The following is a 19,999-nucleotide window of genomic DNA, read 5'->3' as shown; positions in this document are numbered from 1 at the left end:
AAGGGATATGTATGTGGATGGAGCTGCCGCAGTTGCAGGGTACACTGCTACGTCAGACGGTTAACGGACTCCAGTGCAGAGAAGACGGAGACGGACGGAGATTGGGTAATTTCGATCCTTGCCGGGGCGTTCGCTGTGACATCGGGCGAGTAGAGATAGATGCTATTCGCGGCTTCAGAGGTGCGGATTCTGGTGAATTCATTGGCCAGGCTGATCGTTGAGGAGGAGGCAAGCGTAAGTTCTTTGACCCTCAGCTTGAACGTGACCAGAGTCTGATCTACTGCCGGAATCGCCTGCTGCCCGCTGCCCGCTTCAACCTGAATATCAATGCCGCGCATACTTGTGTTTTTTCCGAGATAGATACTGCCATCCACAGGACTCTGGAAATTGAACTGGAACAGGTTATCCACCTCATTGCCAGCCGTATAATTTCCTTCCGTATAGACCGAATGCTGTGTATATTCAAGGTTATCAAATACCTGGCTGTCATATTGGATAATGAAGTTAAGATAGCTGTAGCCAAGGTCATTTGGCGCGAAGTCTTTTAAATGCACCAGCACGGTAACTTCATCCCCCGGATTATAGGCCTCTTTGTCAGTGGTCACCTCAACAGACATCGCAGGAGCGGTGGTATCCACTGCAGCCTCACGAATCATGGACATCATAAGCGGCAGTACCTTCATCCCTCTGATTGCCCGCTTGAATCTATTCCTTTTATTCATGTTACATCCCCCATTGCCATCATAATGATGCATCCCTATGCACGAATGATCTTGTATATGAACAATGGTAACAATTGTCACTGATAAAATACTGATAAACGTCGAACCATGGCGTAAAATATCGAAAAAATGCCGGGATAATTCCTGGGGTGAAGGGATAGTTGCAGAATGTACATTTAAAAACAGCGGAAAGGCATGAATATATCTTCTAACTGTATTCTATACAACTAAATCTGCCTAATGAGGTGAAAACCCAGAGAAGGCTGCTGTTTAAATGTACGAAATACAACTAAACCGGGAAGTGGGTATAAATCCGGCGTTTTAGTTGTACAAAGTGCAATAAGGCTAATTCCACCTTCCGTCCTCGGGTCATGGCTAACTTTTTTCCCGAATAAGCGCTGCTTGGTCCGTTACGCCGAGCCAAACGCCCGTGGAGAATAAATCCGCCGGCAATGCTCCGGCGGCTATTTACCCAGCCGCCGGTATTCGTCGACGAACCAGTCCGGCAAGGCGTCGCCGGTCTCTGCGATGTAGGATTCACTGAACTGGGTGAATTTGCGCTGGGCGCGCAGGGGTTTGGCGGTTTCGTAATAGATCGCAATCAGCCGCAGGGCGTAGCTCTCCTCCAGCGGCTCCAGCTCCGTCAGGCGCATGGCGTAATCTTCGGCCTCGTGTGGCCGTGCAGCCTGCACCAATCCCAGGGTAAGCTGCTCCAGCAGCTTGAGGTACAGCCGGCGATATTTGTCACGGGCGGAATACACCCAGAGGCTGTCCAGCGACTGAAGCAGATCACCGGTGTACAGAGCGGCGGCCTGCTGCATACCCTCTAGCTGGCTGCTTTGCAGCGCAAGCGCCGCAGCTTCCTGGAATTTCTCAATGTCCCCCTCAATCCCCCTCGATTCCAGCCTGTAGTTCTCCCTGCCGAAGGTCAGCTCAATCTTGTCCTCCAGCGAGGCTTTCTTCAAGGTGGTGCGGATCTGGTAGACCGTAGTGTGCAGATATTGCTTGCCTTTCTCGTAATTCCACTGCGGAAACACATCATTCAGAATGACGCTGACACTGCCCTGCCTGTGAATCCACAGATACGCAAATAATTCCTGGGCCTTATGTGTCCTCCACTTCACCAAGCCCTGAGGGCTGGTTAGCTCATAATCCCCCAGGAGCCGGAACGCAGTTGTCCTCCCGGCTGCTCCAGTTGCTCCGGCTGCTCCGGCAGCCCCGGGCGATAGGCGCTTACTGAGCAGCTTGTTCCAGGTCTTGAGCAGCCGCGAAGGATCAACGGGCTTCAGCAGATAATCCATCGCAGACAAGTCGAAGGCTTCGACAGCATAATTCCGGTAGGCGGTTACGAATACGATGTCTGTGTCCGGAGATACTGGCAACAGCTTCTCGGCAAAAGTGAGGCCGGACAGCTCCGGCATCTGGATGTCCAGGAATAGAACATCCGGCTTCAGTTCGGAAGCAGCAGCGAGGGCTTCGCGCGGGTTATCGTACGTCAGGACAGAGGATACTCCTTCACACTGGAGCAGAAGCCGCTTCATCTGATCCAGTGCCGGCCATTCGTCATCAATTACCATTACAGAGATGCTCATACTCAGGAGATCTCCTCCTTCCATGGGATTGTTATCAGTACATCTATACCTCCGCTGGCTCCCCGGGAAAGAATCAGCGGACGCCCGAACTGTGTGAGCAGCCGGCGGTTAATGTTCCGCAGGCCGATTCCGGTGCCTTCGCCATGCGAAGATCGGTAGTCGTCCTTCATCCACGAGGATAGCTGTTCATCGCTCATTCCCTTTCCGTTGTCCGAGACGGTGATCAGGATATCACCGCCCTCCTGCCGGGTGGAGATGATCACTGTTCCTCCGTCAATTTTCTCCATCAGTCCGTGACGAACAGCATTCTCTACAATGGGCTGCACAATCAGCGGCGGCAGCGGGAATTCACTAACCTCAATATGATACTCGGCATTCAGCCGCTTCCCGAACCGGGCCTGCTCCAGTGACAGATAGGCTTCGATCAGCTCCAGCTCCTTCTCGAATGGAATGGCGGTCTCCTGGTTGCTGAAGTCGAAGCTGCCACGCAGGAAATGGCTCAGATCGTATAGCAGCAGCTGCGTCTTCTCGGTGTCACGCGTACTCATCCAGATGATTGTATTAATAGCGTTGTACAGAAAATGCGGCTTGATCTGCGCACGCAGCATGGCGATCTCCGAGCTGAGCCGCTCGGAGACAGACCGCCTTAGCTGAACCAGCGTGTTAACCCGTCCCTTAAGATCGCTCCAGATATAAGGCTTATGGATAAAATCATTGGCTCCGGCGCGGAAGGCCGCCTCGTTGAAGTGAAGCTGCTGCCCGGCTGTAGCCATCAGGATCGGCAGGTCCAGCGGGGTGTAAGTCTGGCGGATGATCCTGCATAGCTCAAGGCCGGACATCTCGGGCATCATAACATCGATCATACAGAGATCGAAATTACGGTCCACAGCCAGCAGTGCAAGCGCCTCCTTGCCGCTGCTGCGGCTTGCGATGCTGTAATTCTCCAGCGACAGCAGGTTGGTCAGAGCCTTCAGGCTGGCATAGTCGTCATCTACGATCAGGATACGCGGCGCATAGGGAATGGCTTGTCCGCTGGACTGCGGCGGGTCAGCCGACCGGTATTTCCAGAGGTCATCCAGCATTTCCGGCTGGGTATACGCTTGTCTTAAGAGCGCCTGTTCTCCGGCTTGGGCGGCAGCGGCGGCTTCCGCCTCGTTGCCCGGAAGCGTGAAGGTGAATGTGCTGCCCTGGCCAACCCGGGAAGAGACGGAGATGCTCCCGCCATGCAGCTCTACCAGCTTACGGCTGATCGCAAGGCTCAGCCCGAGGCCTCCGGTCTCAAGGGAATCGGCCTCGCTCAGCTGCTCATAGTCATGGAAGATACATTCCAGCTGATCCTCGGGAATGCCCTTTCCGGTATCGGTGACGGCAATGGAGAGGAACTCCTCCTGCCAGGCGGCCTCGATGACTACGCTGCCGCGGTCCGTGAATTTCAGTGCATTATCCAGCAGGCTATAGAGGATCTGCATCAGCCGCTGTTCATCAGCTTGGACCAGGAAGCGGCCCGGCGGGATGTGATTTTTGATGCGGATGCTGCCCTTCTTGTTCAGGAACTGGAAGACCTCAATGACAATGGCTGCTACCCCCTGGACATCGACAGTCCCCCATTGCAGGGTGATGCGCTGGCGCTTGATCTGCTCATAATCGAGAATATCCCTGACCAGGAAGGCCAGCCTTCTGCCAGTACCGAGAATCAGCCGCATATCCTCCCGCTGGGACGGGCTTAGCGGTCCTCCGGCTCCCTCATGCATGGATAAAGCCACGTTAATGATGGCATTCAGCGGCGTACGCAGCTCGGCGGAGGTCTTCAGCAGGAACTCATCCTTATCCCTGTCCTTGCGCTCCAGCTGCCGGGACAGCTGCTTAATGGTCTCGTAGGCATGGGCGTGGCGCGCAGACAGGAACAGCCCTTCGGCAAGAATGAAGATCGGACCGGCTACCGGCGGAACAGCGTAGAGTTCGGTACCGAAGAACAGATTGCTGGCTAAGGATAAGGTGAACATGACTGCGGCAATCACACCGATCAGTAGATAGTTAGAACCGGTCTCCCTCAGCCAGGCAGCCTTGACCATGACATAGAAGGTATAGCAGACAGAGATGAAGCTGAAGGCCAGCAGCACCCCTGTAATCCGCGAATATACAGGCAGTGTGGTGAACAGTACAATGGTGCAGAAGCACAAGGCATATACGAAGCAGATCCGCTTGAAGAGCCGGGAATACAGTGCGGGAAACAAAGAATGGGTATAGCTGGACACGCAATAGAACCCGACTACACCCGACACCGCCTGCAGCTTGCTGAATCCTTCATAGGAGAGGGATGGAAGGTACTCGAAGAGCAGCTTCTCACTGTGAGTCAGCATGTAGAGGGCGATCACGAAGCAGTAGACGGCCAGCTGGAGCGAAGACTTGTCCTCTTTGCGCTGCAAGCCCTGGCCGATGAAATAGCAGCCGATAAAAGCAAAGCCTGCTACCAGCAATATATCGTAGGTCCGGTTCCGCTGGTCGATGGCAGCTATAGCAGCAGGAGTGCCGATCCGGATAGGCTCCGCAATGCCTCCGTTTGAATAAGTGAAATTGGATGTATGTATCAGAATCTCCGCCAGGTTATCCTTGCTGTGAAAAATCAGGGAATACGGATGATTGCGCGGCTTGGTGGTCTCCCGGGATTCCCCCGGCGTTCCGCTTCCGCCCAGCCGCTCGCCATTTACATATACCTCGCTGGCATTGCGGATATTGCTCACCTTGAGGGCGAAGGCGGGAACCTCCGGCGGCAGCTGAACCAGCAGACGGTAGGTTGCATATCCGTAGCGGGAGAAGCCGGTAGCCTCCGATGCCCGGCCCCAAGCGCCGGGCACGGACATATAGGCCGGTGCCTCTGCTGTTCCGGATAAGGTATCCAGCGGTTCCAGCAGATCCTGCCAATAGAATTCCCATTTCCCTTCAAGCGGGTAGACGGCAGAATTATCGAAGGTGCAGGAGGATAAATCGGCCCATCCTGACCTTGGGCTGTAGCAGGCAGACGAGGAGCCGAGCAGGGGGATCAGCGCCACTGCGGCGAGCAGGCCGATGCATAACAGGGCGAGCACTCTTTTGGCCAGCAGACTATAATCAAATGTTCTCATAATTTCATCATATCTCCGGCAGCTTGCGCTTGTCCAGCCTGTTGATTACATATCCTTCTATTTCCCGCTGATACGGTATCGTCCATAAATTAGACAGTAAAGCCGCGTCCGATTGGCATCAGAGAAGCAGAAAGTATTGTATAATTGAAGCTCACTAGAGTACTTGAGGAGCGCTGAAGAAATGTTCTATATAGATATCATGTCATGGCTGACCGAGGAGCGCCTGTTGCAGCTGCTGGAGCAATACCGCTCGTTCGGGCCGCTGCCGGGTGTGGGGCTTACCTTCATGAAATCGTTCGTACCTCCGCTGCCGACTATAGCGATTGTAGGGCTTAACGGGGCGGTGTACGGGTTATGGCTGGGGTTCCTGTATTCCTGGATCGGTCTGGTCGCAGGCTGCACGGTCACCTTCCTGATTATCCGCAAGATTGCCGGACATCCCTACCTCACCAAATGGGCCAAGCGGCCCAAGGTAGCCAAAGCGATGACCTGGGTCCGCCAGAGCGGGTTCAGCTATGTGTTCCTGCTTAGCCTGTTCCCGGTGGGGCCGTTCGTGGTGATTAATATGGCGGCGGGTCTGGCCGGAATGCGGCTGCGTTCATACCTGATTGCGCTGTGTGCTGGCAAAGCTATTATGGTATTTGCGGTATCCTACATCGGCAATGATGTGCAGCGGTTCATCCGTCATCCGGCGGAAATCATCTATGTGCTGCTGTTTATCGGAGCTTCTCTGTGGGGGGTTAAAGCGATTGAAGCCAGGTTCGCCCGGCTGGCGCGGGAGCGGGAGCTGCGCGGCCAAGCGCCGCTACAGCACAAATAATTCACGAATCTCCCCGTCCTCTGTAACGCCTCTCTCCCCGGTATGAAGCCAGCTATTGGTGACAGCATTGTAGCGGTAATCCTTGCTCCATTCCCCAATATTGCTGACGATAGACTGTACGGCGAAGACCATATGCTCCACCTCCCGGTCCGTCATGATCGGGTGCAGGGACAGGCGGATCCAGCCCGGCTTCAGCGACTGGTCCCCGGCGTGGATCGCCTGGATAAATGCCTGGGATTGCGCCGGGTTCAGCCCGAGCAGCTGATGGCCGTACGGACCGGCGCAGGAGCAGCCGCCACGCGCCTGAATGCCGAAGCGGTCATTCAGCAGCCGTACCGCGAGATTGTAATGAATCTCCTTCAGCGTGAAGGAGACAATGCCATGCCGCTTACGGTGTACGCCCTCCAGCACGGAGCAGCCGGGAATCTGCGCCAGCCCTGAGAGCAGCTTAAGGCATAGCTCTTGTTCACGGACGATCATATATTGTCCAGTTCCGTTCATCTGCTCTTTCAGCTTCACGCAGAGGGCGGTGCGGATCGCCTGCAGGAAGCCGGGGGTGCCCCCGTCTTCGCGGACCTCAACATCATCGATGTAGCGGCGTCCGCCCCAGCGGTTCACCCATACCACGGTGCCGCCGCCGGGCTCATCCGGCAGCCGGCCGGTGCAGAGCGCGGTGTCGAACAGCAGCACGCCACCGGTTCCCGGGCCGCCGAGGAATTTATGCGGCGAGAAGAAGATGGCGTCCAGCTTCTCCTGCGGGGCTGCCGGATGCATATTGATCTCCTGATATGGGGCGCTGGCTGCAAAATCCACGAAGCATACCCCTCCATGCCGGTGCATGAGCGCAGCGAGCTGATGATACGGGGTCTCCATGCCGGTGACATTGGAGCAGGCAGTGAAGGAGCCGATCTTAAAGCGGCGGTTCCGGTAGATCGTCAGCAGCTCCCCGAGCTGCTGCAGATCCACCTCTCCTCCTGGCCCGGATGGAACGGTAACCACATCGCCGAAGCTTTCCTGCCAGGGCAGCAGATTGGAATGATGCTCCATATGACTGATGAAGATAACAGGGCGCTCCTCCGGTGCGCAGAGGGTTTCCTGCTTCAGCCATTCCGGCAGCTTCAGGCCCATAATCCGCAGCAGCTTGTTCACCGCGCCGGTGGTGCCGTTGCCGCAGAAGAGCAGGGCATCTGCGGGGGCGGCGTTCACATGCTGCCGGATGATGCTCCGTGCTTCATGATAAGCCAGGGTCATGGTCAGGCCGGTGGTGTTGGAGTCGGTGTGCGGATTGCTGACATAGGGGCCGAAGGTCTCTTGTATTTTGCGCTCAATCGGCTCATACAGTCGGCCGCTGGCCGTCCAGTCGGCGTACAGCAGCGGCTGCCGTCCGTAGGGGGTGGAGATCAAATGGCGGCTGCCGACAGTGTGCTCACGGAATGCCGCGAAATGCTCTTGCAGTGAAGACGGCGCGTCTGCCGCAGCGGCGCGGTGGATACTCAGCACGGACAATCCCTCCAGGCAATGAATGCTCTATCATTTGAGACGGATTCCGGCAGGCGCTGGTGCTGCGCAAGGCAAATATCGTATGAGTCGCAGCCTCTGCATGCCCGCAGGGGTAACCAATCCGTCTTCGTCTGCCTCAGTATATGCCCGGTGGCGTAATTAGGTTAAAGCCCATAGCCATCAGATGAAGAGCTGGATATCGCTCTCCAGCGCATCCTTCAGATACGCGGCGGCATCGATAATCTCCACCTCGGGCAGCAGCTCCTCCGGCTTGAAGCCCATGATCTCCACCGAGAGCTTACAGGCGTAGAACTTGATGTTCTTTTTGCGCGCGCCCTTCAGGAAATGTATAAGCTTCGGTGCTCCTTGATCCTCCATCATCTCCTCCAGCATCAGCTTGCCGAGCCCGCTGAAGTTCATCCGCGAGAGCGGAAGCTCCTCCGGTCCCTTGGGAGTAATGACATCCATCAGCTTCTCATAGATACTCTTATCCTCTAGCGTCATAGTCTCCGGGTCCCGGACGAGAAACAGCCCCCAGAACGAGAAGAACATCGTAACCTCCACCTCAATATCCCTGGCCGCATTCGCCAAAATCAGCCCGGCCATCGCCTTGTCATACTCCCCGCTGAACATCAGCAGATTCAGTTTTTTGCCCATTCATCAGCCCTCCATCGGTATCCATAGAATGTCATTAGTATGGTTAGGGAGAGGGAAAGTATGCCTGCTGCCCGGCCGGAAGACACAGAAAAGGCTCCCTGGCGGGAGCCTGAAACGTAAATATAAGCTGGTACAGCGCGTATGGCCGAATGTATGCGAAAAACAGCATACATTGTGCTCACATAATCTGCGTAATCCGGATAGAGAGAGGGGCGAATGGTGGCCGGGTTACCGTGTCCCTCACTGCTCCTCTTCTTGCTCGGCCTCAGCCCGGCGGGCATTGTCATAGCGGCGGGCGGACAGCCAGATGCTGCCGGTGAACAGGACGATCAGGCCGAGGATAATGCCGAAGCGCCAGTCTCCGGCCTTGAAGTTGAGCTGAAGGACGGTAAGCACCAGGGCGACCTGGGTCCAGACGAGGGTCCGTTTGCGGAAGGCGGTAATGTCTCCGGCCATCTTCGGCATGCCGCGGATAATCCGGTACGCCAGGAGGGCCAGGATCAGCGCAAACAGGGCGGTTCCGGCCATTTCGCCGGTAGTCAATCTATTCATGTTCTCAGAATCCTTTCGGGTTAACATCGGATGAAGCTAATTATAACGATCCCCATACCCGCATGCAAAGCATCCGGACAGCTTCAGGAGAACAGCTTGCGGATCTCATCGGCAGGAAGCGGAGGGAAGAACAGGAATCCCTGAATATGCGGGCAATTATGCTGCACCAGGAAGGCCAGCTGCTCCTGCGTCTCGACCCCTTCGGCAATCAGGTCATAGCCAAGCTGGGAGGCGACGAAGACGATGGATTTGATGATGGTCTCATCTATGGAGCTGACGCCGATGCCGGTGATGAAGGTGCGGTCAATCTTGATTTTGTTCACGGGAAAATGCTTCAGGTAATTCAGCGACGAATATTTCGTACCGAAATCATCGATGGAGACGATGATCCCGTGATCACGCATCTGCTGCAGCAGCGGATAATGCTCCTCTAGTAGTGCGGTGCTCTCGGTGATCTCGAATTCGAGCACACCGGTATCCAGCCCGTACTCGTCAAGCACGGCGAACAGATTCTCAATCAGGTTACGGTTGTAGAACCAGCTGTTGGAGATATTGATCGAGGTCCGCAGCAGCGGCATCCCCAGGCTGCGCCACTCGCAGAGCTGGCGGCACACCTCGCGCAGCACCCAATCGGTGAGCTGGATCATCAGTCCGGCTTCTTCAACGGCAGTGATGAACGTCCCTGGTCCAATCAGCCCCTTCTCGGGGTGATTCCAGCGGATCAGCGCCTCTATGCCGATCATTTCGCCTGTGATGGCGTTGATCTGGGGTTGATAATAAAGCACGAATTCTTCCCGTTCCAGGGCGGAGTGCAGATATTTGGCGATCATCGTCTTCTGCTCCAGCTTCTCGCGCAGCTCCCAGTCGAAGATGAAGTAATTGGTGTCCTCCTGCGACTTGGCCTGATACATCGACATATCGGCGAATTTCAGCAGATCGTCCGTATTCTGCGAATGCTCGGGGTACAGGGAGATGCCAATGCTGGTGGACAGACTCAGATGCGCTCCCGAGATCAGGAGGGTCTGTGAGATCAGCGTGCTGATCCGCCCGGCGATCACAGGAATATCCGTGTGCGGCAGACCCGCGAAGATCATCACGAATTCATCTCCGCCGGTACGGGCGAACAGCTTGAAGGGCAGGCTCCCGGATTTGAGCCGTCCGGCCAGGGTCTTAATCACCTGATCCCCCGTAGAGTGGCCGAGCGTATCGTTGATCTCCTTGAACCGGTTCAGGTCGAAAAAGAATAAGCTATAGGTCTGTGTGGGCTCCGAGCTCTGCAGCAGACGCTCAAATTCGTCCATGAAGAACCGCCGGTTGGGGATCTCCGTCAGACTGTCGTAGTGCGCAAGCTTTTCATAGAGACGCTTGGAAATACGCAGGTCCCGGGTCCGGATGCTGACCACCCGTTCCAGCTCACGGTTGAAGCGGCTCTGATACCAGAAAATATATAGAATAAAGGCAATCACCAGCAGAAAAGCAATATCGATCCACAGTACGCTGAGCAGCACCTGCCATTTCTTATGCGGGGGCATGGAAGTACCCATCAGCCAGTGCTGATTATAGGTGTTCACGGGAACCGTAAGCTGCGGGTCCTTCGAATGGGCTTCATTGCCGAACAGGAAGGTATGATCCTTGGTGGTGACAGATATTTTGCTGTCCTTATACACAAGCTGGTTAACGATATTATCCATCTTTACGGTGACGGAGACGATGCCCTCCAGAGAGTTATCCTTATAGATGGCCTGCCGGATCACCATGCCATAGCCGCCCTGGGCAAGTGTGCGCGGACCGTCTATTGTAATGCTGCGGGAGCGGAGCGTTTCTTGGATCATGCCGGGAGAGGCCAGGGAGGAATCCAGCAGCAGGCTTCTGCCGAGCAGTGTCGAATTACCTTCAAGCGGGTAGAGGTAGCGGATCAGACCATCCGGAGCGATCATGATATTCGTGACATTGCTGGTGTTCTTGGCGTGTGCGGTGACCAGGTAGCTCTGGATTAGTGCAGGATCGGCATCGAAGCCGACGGTTTGGATAAAGGAGCTGACCCCTTTCACAATGGCCACCCGCTCTTCGATGTTCGAGGCCAGCATGACCGCCTGTGAGGCCAGATCCGCCTTCTCGGCTCTATATTCCCGGGCCAGGGATACGGAATAATAATAGAACAGGCAGAGCTGCAGGATGATGATGAAGCCGATGATGATGCTTAAAGGCTTTTTACTAAGGAAAGCCATGGATTGCCCCCGATACCGGAAAAATAAAAGCCGCAGATGTCAAAGTGTATAATAAGCGGTTCCTAGACCGCAGGGAAATGTCGATAAATGTCGTTTGGGTCTCTATAGCATGTCATTATTATCGTGTTTGCGCAAGGGAATTCCTAACAAAACCCGCCTGAATCCAAAAACGGATAAACACCATCTGCATAAAAGGGCAGTAAGCATTTATCCGAGTCTTTGGAGAGAAGCGCATGGCCCTGCCCGGCTGGAAGCCGGTGCTATTTTTTGAAGATGCCCAGCGGGGCACCAATCGGCAGGAAGGTACGTCCGAAGTGGGCGTTGAGCACAGATGCGCCGCAGCCGTAGAGCGATACGATACCGATAGCCATTTCCGATACGGCAGCCAGCTTGTGGAAGAATTCCGCAGCGACGCCGAAGGCATCCATCGAGAGTCCGAGGAACAGGAAGTCGATCAGGATGAAGATAATCAGCAGTACACGGTTTGCCTCAACGGCGCCGAGCGTCATGAAGAGGGTGAACACAAGATATCCTGCAAAAACAAATCCCAGCTGCTTGGGGTCAACGCCCTCTGCCAGCACTGCACCGAACACACCGAGCTTGATCAGCCAGCTTGCCCCCATGCCGAACCAGAAGAACGCATAGGCGCCAAAGGCAGTCATGCCGAAGGTGTTGTTGTGCTTGGCATCCTGGATGGATGCGAATAGCTGGGCGAAGGCTCCAAGGAAGATGGCCCATGGAATACAGTAGCTGAGACCTGTTGTAATTTCGAGCTTTTGTGAAGAAGCGACCAGGGTAACGATGGCTAGTCCGAATAAGCCGATGGCGCTGGGGTCGGCGGTAACGATTTTGACGGACTGTGCGGTGTGCGGTTGCGCTGACATAACAATGAAAGCCTCCAATTTTCATAAGTGTTCGCATAGGATAACAGCACCCTAAGTCGGGTGCTGTTATCAGCCTGCCTATCATATCATATCGCCAGTAGCTTGCCTATAAAAGAAGTCTCTTAACGGCCGGTGTAATAATTACCCTGCTCCAGAAAAGAATACAGTGCCTGGGCCTGAAGCGGCCTGCTGATATAGTAGCCCTGAAGCTCGTCGCTGCCCAGCTCCCGCAGCATATCGAATTGCTCTCTATGCTCAATGCCTTCCGAGACTACGCGCAGCCCCAGATTATGGCTCAGCTCGATAATCGCCTTGACGAGCACATCGCCCTGGGCCTCCCGTGACATCTCGGAGATGAAGGAGCGGTCAATCTTGATCACATCCACCGGGAAGCGGCGCAGATAGCTGAGGGAGGAGAATCCGGTGCCAAAATCATCCAGCGAGATCCGGAACCCGTGGGCCCGAAGCTGCTGCAGCGACAGGAAGATGCCGTCCCCGGAGACGAGCACGCTCTCCGTGATCTCCAGCTCCAGGCTGGAAGCGGGCAGCTCATATTCATCGAGCAGCTCTAAGAGCAACTCCAGCAGGCCCGGCTGCATGAGCTGCAGCGCGGAGATATTCACTGCGGCGGTGAGCTCAAGGCCCCGGCTGCGGAAATCGCGCATATCAGAGCAGACCTGGCGCAGCACCCAACTGCCGATGCCAACAATGGAGCCGCTGCTCTCTGCCAGCGGGATGAATTCGGCCGGGGAGACGGGGCCATAGGCTGGGCTGTGCCAGCGCAGCAGGGCCTCCACCTTGGATACCCGTAAATGTCCCGCGCCAAGAATCGGCTGATAGTGCAGCTCGAACTCGTTCCCGGCGGCAGCGGAGAGGAGCTGCTGGGCCAGTACCTTTTTGCGCCGGATGCCTGCTTCCAGATCCTCTGAATACTGGAAAATGTTATTGCGGCCGGTCTCCTTGACATGGAACATGGCCAGGTCTGCCTGCTTGACCAGATAATCGGCGTCTTCCCCGTTCTGCGGATAAATACTGATGCCGATGCTGGCGGTATTATATAGAAGATGCCCCTTGATCCGGTGCGGCATGGAGAGGGCTTCCTGAATCCTTGAGAGCTGCCGGGCAATGCTGCCTTCATCAGGCACATCATAGAGCAGAATGGTGAATTCATCCCCGCCGAGCCGGGAGACGACATCATGCTTGCCGACAACCTGCGTGATGCGGAAGGCGGTCTCCTTCAGGATGGCATCTCCGAAGTCATGGCCGAGGGTATCGTTCACCGTCTTGAAATGATCCAGATCAATGAAGACCAGCACGATCTGCCGGTCACTTCCCTTGACGGCGGCAATCGCTTCATTCAATTTGTCGAAAAACAGCGAGCGGTTGGGCAGACGGGTCAGCGGGTCCAGCATCGATTGCTGCCGCAGCTCATCCTGGGTCTGCTCCAGTGAATCAATCATCCGGTTGAATTCAACCTCCACTTCACTGAATTCATCCTTGCCGGAGCTGGGAATCCGGATGGAGAGATCCTTGCTGCTGCCGATCATTCGGATGTTGCGTACCAGAGTGGACATCCTTCTCAGAATGAACCGGTTCACGAAGAGGAGGCTGGCACCCAGCATTAGCAGAATGGAGATGAAATAGAACATACGGAAGGTGGAGAGCGACTTGAGCCCGCTGTTGTAGAACTGGCGCGGCTCCTTCAGGGTGAGGACCATCCCGGGATCTTCGAACAGGTCGTCCAGTATGGTGTGGATGGACATCTGCCCGCCCCGGGCGGGGCTGGTCCAGACGCGCTCCCCTCCGCTGTCCGCAAGCAGCGGGGTAGTGAGGCGCGACATCTCCATTGTGGACAGGGTATCCTCCCAGATCTGTGCGATTCCATCCTGGTGCAGCATCCGTCCGGCAATGGCCGTTCCAATGACCGGCTTGTTCTTGCTGCTGTTAAGAATAGGCGTAAGGGTAATTAGCATAGTCCCTTTATCCAGATTAACGAAGCCGCTCCGGCTCTTGCCGGGAGATCCCGGCACAGGCAGACGGCTTCGGATCAGCTTGATTAACGTCAGTTGCTCCTCAGTTAGCGGGGTGACTATTCCTGCCGGAAGGTCGTAGGAGCCGCCGTACAGCGGTTGTCCATCCAGATCAAGCAGGGCAATCATATCGAAATGATTCATTGGATAAGCAGCCGGTTCAAGGCTGCTGCGGATGAAGGCGGCAGCCGTACTGCTGGAGTCCGCAGAGCCGGTAGCCGCTGCGTTCTCTATGAAGCGGTAGGTTTCATCCCGGACAGCAACATCAAGGAGTCCCGTTCTCAGGTTGTCCAACTCTTGATGATAAGCTGCGGTAGCCTTGCTCAGGTTGCGCTTCAGCTCTGCCTCGTCCAGCTTCTCGAAGCGGTTCAGCAGAATCACATGAAGCATCAGATAGGTGGCGCCAATGCCGAGGATAGCGACAAAACTAATGAAGATGATTATTTTTTTGCGGAGTTTCATCTGATCCCCTTCATTATTTAAGATTTAATAGGAAATAAGTACCATCGGTTATAGTGTACCACGATTAGGGAATATTTTGCAGCGTAAATCTGCCCGAAGTGTCGAATTTTGATGTATAATAATTTAATGATAATAATTATCAAATAATAATAAAAGGAGATTTTTCTTGGCATGCTGGAGAAGTGGACCCTATTTAAGAAAGCCTCACGGTTTGGAGTAATCCCCGTTATGCTCATACCGGTTGTCCTGGGAACAGCCGGGGCCTATGTATGGCAGGGAGTATTCCATCCGTTTTTATTTGTAATAACGTTCATTGGAGCGGCTGCAGCGCATTTATTCTCCAATATGGTGAATGACCTGTGGGATTTCCGCAACGGAACCGATACAGAGGCGCAGCATACTCCTGGTGCTATCTCCACGAACTCCGGGTTCCTGTCGGGGGGCGTTATGCGTGAGTCCCTGTTTGCCCTGCTGACCTGGGGGCTGCTGGCTGTTGCGGCTGGCTGCGGACTGCTGCTCAGCTTGTACATCGGCTGGGAGATTCTGTGGTTTGTAGCCGGAGGGGCGCTGATCGCTTACTTCTATGTGGCGCCGCCGCTGCGGTTCGGATACCGGGGCAAGGGCTACAGCGAGCTAGCCATCTTCCTGGCCTTTGGATTAATGCCGGTGCTTGGCGCATACTTCGTTCAGACCGGAGCGTTCAGCCTGAAGCCGGTGCTGCTGTCGTTGCCGGGCGGCCTGCTCACAACCCTGCTGCTGTTCAATCATCACTTTCTGCACTGGAGAGCCGACCGGCAGGCCGGCAAACGCACACTGGTCGTGGTATGGGGGGAGCGCAGAGCGCTGATTTTCTCGCAGGTACTGCTCTACATCTCCTATGCTTCGCTGATTGTATGTGTACTGCTTCATATCTTGCCGATATACGCGCTGCTCGCTCTGCTTACAGCCATTGCCCCGATACGGATCTACCGCAGCCTCCGGCCGGAGAATCCTTCTGAAGCTTATCTGCCGCTTATGGGTGCCTCACAGCGCGCATCGGTACGCTGCGGGGCGGTCATGACGGCAGCGCTGCTGATCCAGGGGCTATTTTAAAATATAAGAAAAGGATAGGCTACTACACTACAGAAAGCGGGAGAATTCATGGACAAGCATCTGCCAGCGAACGAAGGCATGCCTGCAACACAGGGCAAGCAAACGGTGATCGGGGATTTCCATACCATTCTGGAGGAAGGGAAGGTCTGGCAAACGGGCGGCTTTAAGCTGCCGGACGGCTCGTTCTGGGCGTATCGTGAGCCGGAAGCGGTGGTGATTGTACGTAATGAGTATCTGTACGTGCGGGCTCAGCTGAGCCGCCGTCATGATCAGGTGCAGATTCTGGATAATGCCAAGCATATGTACTATTCGGCTCAGCCGGTAGAGATTCCGGAGGAAGGCGAAATCCGCTTCGAGCTCCAGATCCGCGCCCGCACACAGGGCACTGCACCAGGGGATCTGTATGACGGCTATGTGTCGCTGAATCTGCTGGACTTCACCACAGGCGCTGCGCTTGATTTCTTCGCCGGCAACGACAAATACGCCAGTGTGTACGGCATCCTTCCGTTCCCCGGGGTAACCGTACCCGAGACGGGAGGGACCAAATACTTCTGTATTTTCAAGGAGGATACGGACTTCAAGCCGCGCGAATTCAACACGTACACCATCACCTACCACAGGGGCAACAATGAGGCTGTCTTCTATGTGAATGGGAATGAGGTTCGGCGCGAGCGCAATGTGCCCGTGAAATTTAACAGCTTCACCATCGCGCTGGGCATTATGACGGAGAAGGACCTGACCCCGGAAGGCAGCGTGTCGGCGCACGGACAGACGGTTATCGCTGAATGGTCGCCGGTTACCATTACAACCACTGCACAGTAACGTGCTCATATGACTGATAAGGATGAATGGCCGTGAATATAAGAACTTTCTTCAAGTTTGTCGAGCTGCCGACGAAGGTGGCCAGTATGCTCCCGCTGCTGCTGGGAACGCTGTATGCCCTGTACCGGTTCGAGGACTTCTATATCCTGCGCTTCGTGCTGATGCTGGTGTCCCTCTTAAGCTTTGATATGGCGACAACAGCGATCAACAATTACTATGATTTCAAAAAGGCCGCCAAAACCCATGGCTACGGGTATGAGACCCATAATCCGATTGTCCGCTTCAAGCTGAAGGAGTCTACGGTGGTGGCGCTGATCGTCATTCTCCTTGTTCTGGCGGCAGGCGGGGGCATTGCTCTGGTATTCCAGACCGGACTGCTGGTATTCCTGCTCGGGGGACTCTCCTTCCTGATCGGCATCCTGTACTCCTTCGGACCGATCCCCATCTCGCGGATGCCGCTCGGCGAGCTGTTCTCCGGGCTGTTCATGGGGTTCGTCATTATTTTCATCTCGGCCTATATTCATTCGGATCAGGCGGTGGTCACTCTGCTGCTGAAGGGCGAATGGATCAGCCTGCATATCAATTTCCTTGAGGTGCTGTATCTGTTCTGGTTCTCCGTCCCGGCCATTCTGGGCATTGCGGGAATTATGCTGGCGAACAATATCTGCGATATCGAGGATGATATCGAGAACCGCAGATACACGCTGCCGGTGTACATCGGACGGGAGAATGCGCTGCTGCTGTGGAAGCTGCTCTATTATGTGTCTTTTGCCGATCTGATTGTGCTGGTGCTGCTCGGGGTCCATCCGGTCCTGGTCCTGCTGCTCCTGCTGACCCTGATTCCGCTGCGCCGCAATATTGCACGCTTCTATCAGGAGCAGCATAAAGGCACAACCTTCATTCTGGCGGTGAAGAATTTCGTGCTGATGAGTGCGGCAAGAATCCTTGTGCTGGGTATAGCTGTTATATGGGTCACACTAAGATAAGGAAGGTGATAACTATGGCAGAGAAGCTTCGCTGGGGAATTATGGGCTGTGCGCAGATCGCTACAGGTTCGGTAATGCCGGCTATCCAGGAGTCTGAGACCGGGGTGATCCGGGCGGTGGCCAGCCGCGGACTCACGAAGAGCAGCAGCGTAGCCGCCGAATTCGGCATTGAGCAGGCATACGGCAGCTATGAGGAGCTGCTGGCGGACCCGGAGGTAGACGCTGTCTATATTCCGCTTCCTAATCATCTCCACTGTGAATGGGTGATCCGCGCGGCTGAAGCGGGTAAGCATATCCTATGCGAGAAGCCGATTGCGCTGAACAGCCGTGAAGCAGCCGAGATGGTAGAGGCCTGCCGGAAGGCGGGCGTTCACCTGGCGGAGGCTTATATGTACCGTCATCATCCGCGCATCAATGAGCTGCAGGTGATTATCGCCAGCGGCGAGATCGGCGCGGTACGTACCATCCGCGGCACGTTCACCTACAACGATGCTACGGATACCTCCAACATCCGCTTCAACGCTGCCTGGGGAGGCGGATCGCTCTACGATGTCGGCTGCTATCCGCTCACGGCCGCGCGGCTGCTGTTCGGTACAGAGCCGGAGGCGGTAACCGTGCACGCGCTGTTCTCTCAGGAGCATGATAATGTAGATATGATGGCCTCCGGGCTGGTGGAGTTTCCCGGCGGGAAGAGCCTGATCTTCGACTGCGGGATGTGGGCGTACAACCGCCAGCTCCTGGAGGTGCTCGGTACGCAGGGGCGGATCGAGATTCCGATGCCGTTCAATGCGAGATTCGATGATGCGGAGTTCTTCGTGTACGGGGGCGGAGAGCCCCGGCGTGTCGAGGCCTTTGGAGCCAACCCTTACGTCCAGCAGGCCGACCATTTCGCCACGGCGGTCTTCACGGGCAAGCCCTGGATTGCGGAAGAGGACCCGGTGCTGAATATGAGGCTGATCGAGAGCTGCCTTACATCAGCCCGGAAGCGTGAGCGGATCAGCATGACGTAATCATTTGTTCCATCTGTTAATAACGCCAAGCAGCGATTCTTCCGGTTATGGAGGAATCGCTGCTTTTTGGCGTCCTTATGCTTTTATAGAGGGAGCTTGCTTAGATTGGGTTCAGGAGGAGCTCATCATCCTCTTTATCCCCACGGTTGAAGGCTTCGCGGTCGAATTCGCCCTCTGAATTCGCCACCAGCAGAGCTGTAACGGTAGTCCCGGTAGCATTCACAGCGGTGCGGCCCATGTCGATAAGAGCTTCCACCCCGGCAACGATGGCTATACCCTCAAGCGGCAAGCCTAGCGCGGTCAATACAACGGTGGTGGAGATTACAGCCGGTCCAGGCACTCCCGCTACCCCAATAGAGGAGATAATGCTGACCAGCACCAGCGTGATATAGTCGGTTCCGGTAAGCTGAATCCCGTAGACCTGAGCGGTGAACACAGCCACAATGGCCGGCCATACGCCGCCGCAGCCATTGAAGTTGACGGACGCGCCGAGCGGAGCCACGAAGCTGGCAATACGCGGGGAGACATGCAGCCGTTTCGTGATGACCTCCAGATTGATCGGCAAGGTGGCGTAGCTGCTTCTGGTGGTGAAGGCCACGGTCAGCATCGGATAAATTTTGCGGAAGAAGCGGAGAGGGTTCACCTTGGCAACGAGCAGCACCAGTCCGCCGAAGATCAGGACAAAGTGCAGGATCAGTGCGGCATAAGAGGTTAGGATGACACTGCCTAGCTCCTGGAGGGTATCCCAGCCGTAGCGTGCCGTAATTCCGGCAATCAATGCGAATACGCCGTAAGGCGTCAGGCGGATGACGAATTTTACAACCTGGTGCAGCACTGTCGTCAAGGATTCAATAAGATCGCGGACAGGCTTCACAGCCTCCGGCTTTTTGGAGCCGACCTTAATAATGGCCACTGCCAGGAAGATGGCAAAAATCAGCAGAGGCACAACCTTGCCGGTAGCGGCTTCATTCACCGGGTTGGAAGGGACAAGGTCCAGGATCACCTGTGAGAAGGTGGGAATTTCACGGGCGGTGAAGTCCTCGGGAACGGTCTGCTGGATACCTTTGCCCGGGTTGAACAGCAGAGCCACGGACAGGCCGATGATGGAGGCGATTCCGGTGGTGCCGAGGAACCAGGCGAAGGTCTTGATTCCGATTTTGCGCAGGTATTCCAGGTTAGTTAAGGAGGAGATGCTGTTCAGCACCAGAATGAACACCAGCGGCACAACAAGCATACGGATCAGACTGACATAGATGCTGCCGAAGGTGCTGATGGCCTTAGTCTCCAACGTAAAATATTGAAAAAATATTCCCGCAATCAGTCCGATGCCCAGCCCTGCCAGAACACGGGTGCCGAAGCCGATTCTCTTGCGGGCCATGAAGAACAGGATACCGAATACGATAATAGAAACCACGAAGCCATGCCAGTTCGTCTCGATGGCTGTTAATAGATTGTTGTCGATATTATTCATGCTGCTCTAAAGCCTCCTAATAAAAGTTTTTTGGTCGGAATTATGGGGT

Annotated in this window: 15 protein-coding genes; 5 read left to right on the top strand and 10 right to left on the bottom strand. The window is 55.3% G+C overall.

The annotated features are described in order from the left end of the window. Nucleotides 1-47: 47 nt before the first annotated feature. From J2Z70_RS01290 to J2Z70_RS01280, 3 genes are all read right to left on the bottom strand, one after another. On the bottom strand, nucleotides 48-722 hold the full coding sequence (locus J2Z70_RS01290) for a cohesin domain-containing protein (RefSeq protein WP_209868600.1): 675 nt from the start codon (nucleotides 720-722) through the stop codon (nucleotides 48-50). 464 nt (nucleotides 723-1,186) lie between these two features. Next, complete coding sequence (locus J2Z70_RS01285; RefSeq protein ID WP_209868598.1) at nucleotides 1,187-2,314, bottom strand: response regulator; 1,128 nt, start codon at nucleotides 2,312-2,314, stop codon at nucleotides 1,187-1,189. A 2-nt stretch (nucleotides 2,315-2,316) separates the two neighbouring features. Then, complete coding sequence (locus J2Z70_RS01280) at nucleotides 2,317-5,436, bottom strand: ATP-binding protein (RefSeq protein ID WP_209868596.1); 3,120 nt, start codon at nucleotides 5,434-5,436, stop codon at nucleotides 2,317-2,319. Between the two features lie 181 nt (nucleotides 5,437-5,617). Here J2Z70_RS01280 and J2Z70_RS01275 point away from each other — a divergent pair, with 181 nt between their 5' ends. Then, a complete protein-coding gene (locus tag J2Z70_RS01275) occupies nucleotides 5,618-6,256 on the top strand; it encodes a TVP38/TMEM64 family protein (protein ID WP_036728222.1) in 639 nt (212 codons plus the stop codon). Here J2Z70_RS01275 and J2Z70_RS01270 read toward each other — a convergent pair. The 6 genes from J2Z70_RS01270 to J2Z70_RS01245 all read right to left on the bottom strand — a co-directional run bounded on the left by J2Z70_RS01270 (nucleotide 6,242) and on the right by J2Z70_RS01245 (nucleotide 14,569). Next, on the bottom strand, nucleotides 6,242-7,756 hold the full coding sequence (locus J2Z70_RS01270; RefSeq protein ID WP_209868594.1) for an aminotransferase class V-fold PLP-dependent enzyme: 1,515 nt from the start codon (nucleotides 7,754-7,756) through the stop codon (nucleotides 6,242-6,244). The genes J2Z70_RS01275 and J2Z70_RS01270 overlap by 15 nt on opposite strands. Nucleotides 7,757-7,936: 180 nt before the next feature. After that, the gene (locus J2Z70_RS01265) at nucleotides 7,937-8,413 is read right to left on the bottom strand and encodes a DsrE/DsrF/DrsH-like family protein (RefSeq protein ID WP_209868592.1); all 477 of its coding nucleotides are present in this window, start codon (nucleotides 8,411-8,413) and stop codon (nucleotides 7,937-7,939) included. Between the two features lie 240 nt (nucleotides 8,414-8,653). After that, complete coding sequence (locus tag J2Z70_RS01260; RefSeq protein ID WP_209868591.1) at nucleotides 8,654-8,965, bottom strand: hypothetical protein; 312 nt, start codon at nucleotides 8,963-8,965, stop codon at nucleotides 8,654-8,656. 83 nt (nucleotides 8,966-9,048) lie between these two features. After that, nucleotides 9,049-11,193: a bifunctional diguanylate cyclase/phosphodiesterase gene (locus J2Z70_RS01255; protein WP_209868589.1), complete on the bottom strand. Its 2,145-nt coding sequence runs from the start codon at nucleotides 11,191-11,193 to the stop codon at nucleotides 9,049-9,051. A 260-nt stretch (nucleotides 11,194-11,453) separates the two neighbouring features. Beyond that, complete coding sequence (locus J2Z70_RS01250; RefSeq protein WP_036692138.1) at nucleotides 11,454-12,077, bottom strand: acetate uptake transporter; 624 nt, start codon at nucleotides 12,075-12,077, stop codon at nucleotides 11,454-11,456. Nucleotides 12,078-12,199: 122 nt separating this feature from the next. Next, nucleotides 12,200-14,569, bottom strand: a complete 2,370-nt coding sequence (locus J2Z70_RS01245; RefSeq protein ID WP_209868587.1) for a bifunctional diguanylate cyclase/phosphodiesterase — start codon at nucleotides 14,567-14,569, stop codon at nucleotides 12,200-12,202. Nucleotides 14,570-14,740: 171 nt separating this feature from the next. Here J2Z70_RS01245 and J2Z70_RS01240 point away from each other — a divergent pair, with 171 nt between their 5' ends. From J2Z70_RS01240 to J2Z70_RS01225, 4 genes are read left to right on the top strand one after another with little or no spacing between them, the layout of a single operon-like run. Then, the gene (locus tag J2Z70_RS01240; RefSeq protein WP_342592972.1) at nucleotides 14,741-15,661 is read left to right on the top strand and encodes a prenyltransferase; all 921 of its coding nucleotides are present in this window, start codon (nucleotides 14,741-14,743) and stop codon (nucleotides 15,659-15,661) included. A gap of 48 nt (nucleotides 15,662-15,709) precedes the next feature. Next, a complete protein-coding gene (locus J2Z70_RS01235) occupies nucleotides 15,710-16,483 on the top strand; it encodes a DUF6081 family protein (RefSeq protein WP_245367895.1) in 774 nt (257 codons plus the stop codon). A gap of 32 nt (nucleotides 16,484-16,515) precedes the next feature. Next, nucleotides 16,516-17,469 carry a 1,4-dihydroxy-2-naphthoate polyprenyltransferase gene (locus J2Z70_RS01230; RefSeq protein ID WP_209868585.1) on the top strand — a complete coding sequence of 318 codons (954 nt, stop codon included), beginning with the start codon at nucleotides 16,516-16,518 and terminating at the stop codon, nucleotides 17,467-17,469. A gap of 14 nt (nucleotides 17,470-17,483) precedes the next feature. Next, complete coding sequence (locus J2Z70_RS01225; RefSeq protein ID WP_209868583.1) at nucleotides 17,484-18,479, top strand: Gfo/Idh/MocA family protein; 996 nt, start codon at nucleotides 17,484-17,486, stop codon at nucleotides 18,477-18,479. A 100-nt stretch (nucleotides 18,480-18,579) separates the two neighbouring features. On the opposite strand, the gene J2Z70_RS01220 is transcribed toward J2Z70_RS01225, so the two are convergent. Beyond that, nucleotides 18,580-19,950: a dicarboxylate/amino acid:cation symporter gene (locus J2Z70_RS01220; RefSeq protein WP_209868582.1), complete on the bottom strand. Its 1,371-nt coding sequence runs from the start codon at nucleotides 19,948-19,950 to the stop codon at nucleotides 18,580-18,582. Between the last annotated feature and the right edge of the window lie 49 nt (nucleotides 19,951-19,999).

The organism is Paenibacillus silagei (assembly GCF_017874735.1).
Lineage (GTDB): Bacteria > Bacillota > Bacilli > Paenibacillales > Paenibacillaceae > Paenibacillus_AQ > Paenibacillus_AQ silagei.
This window is presented reverse-complemented; position numbering and strand designations above follow the sequence as displayed.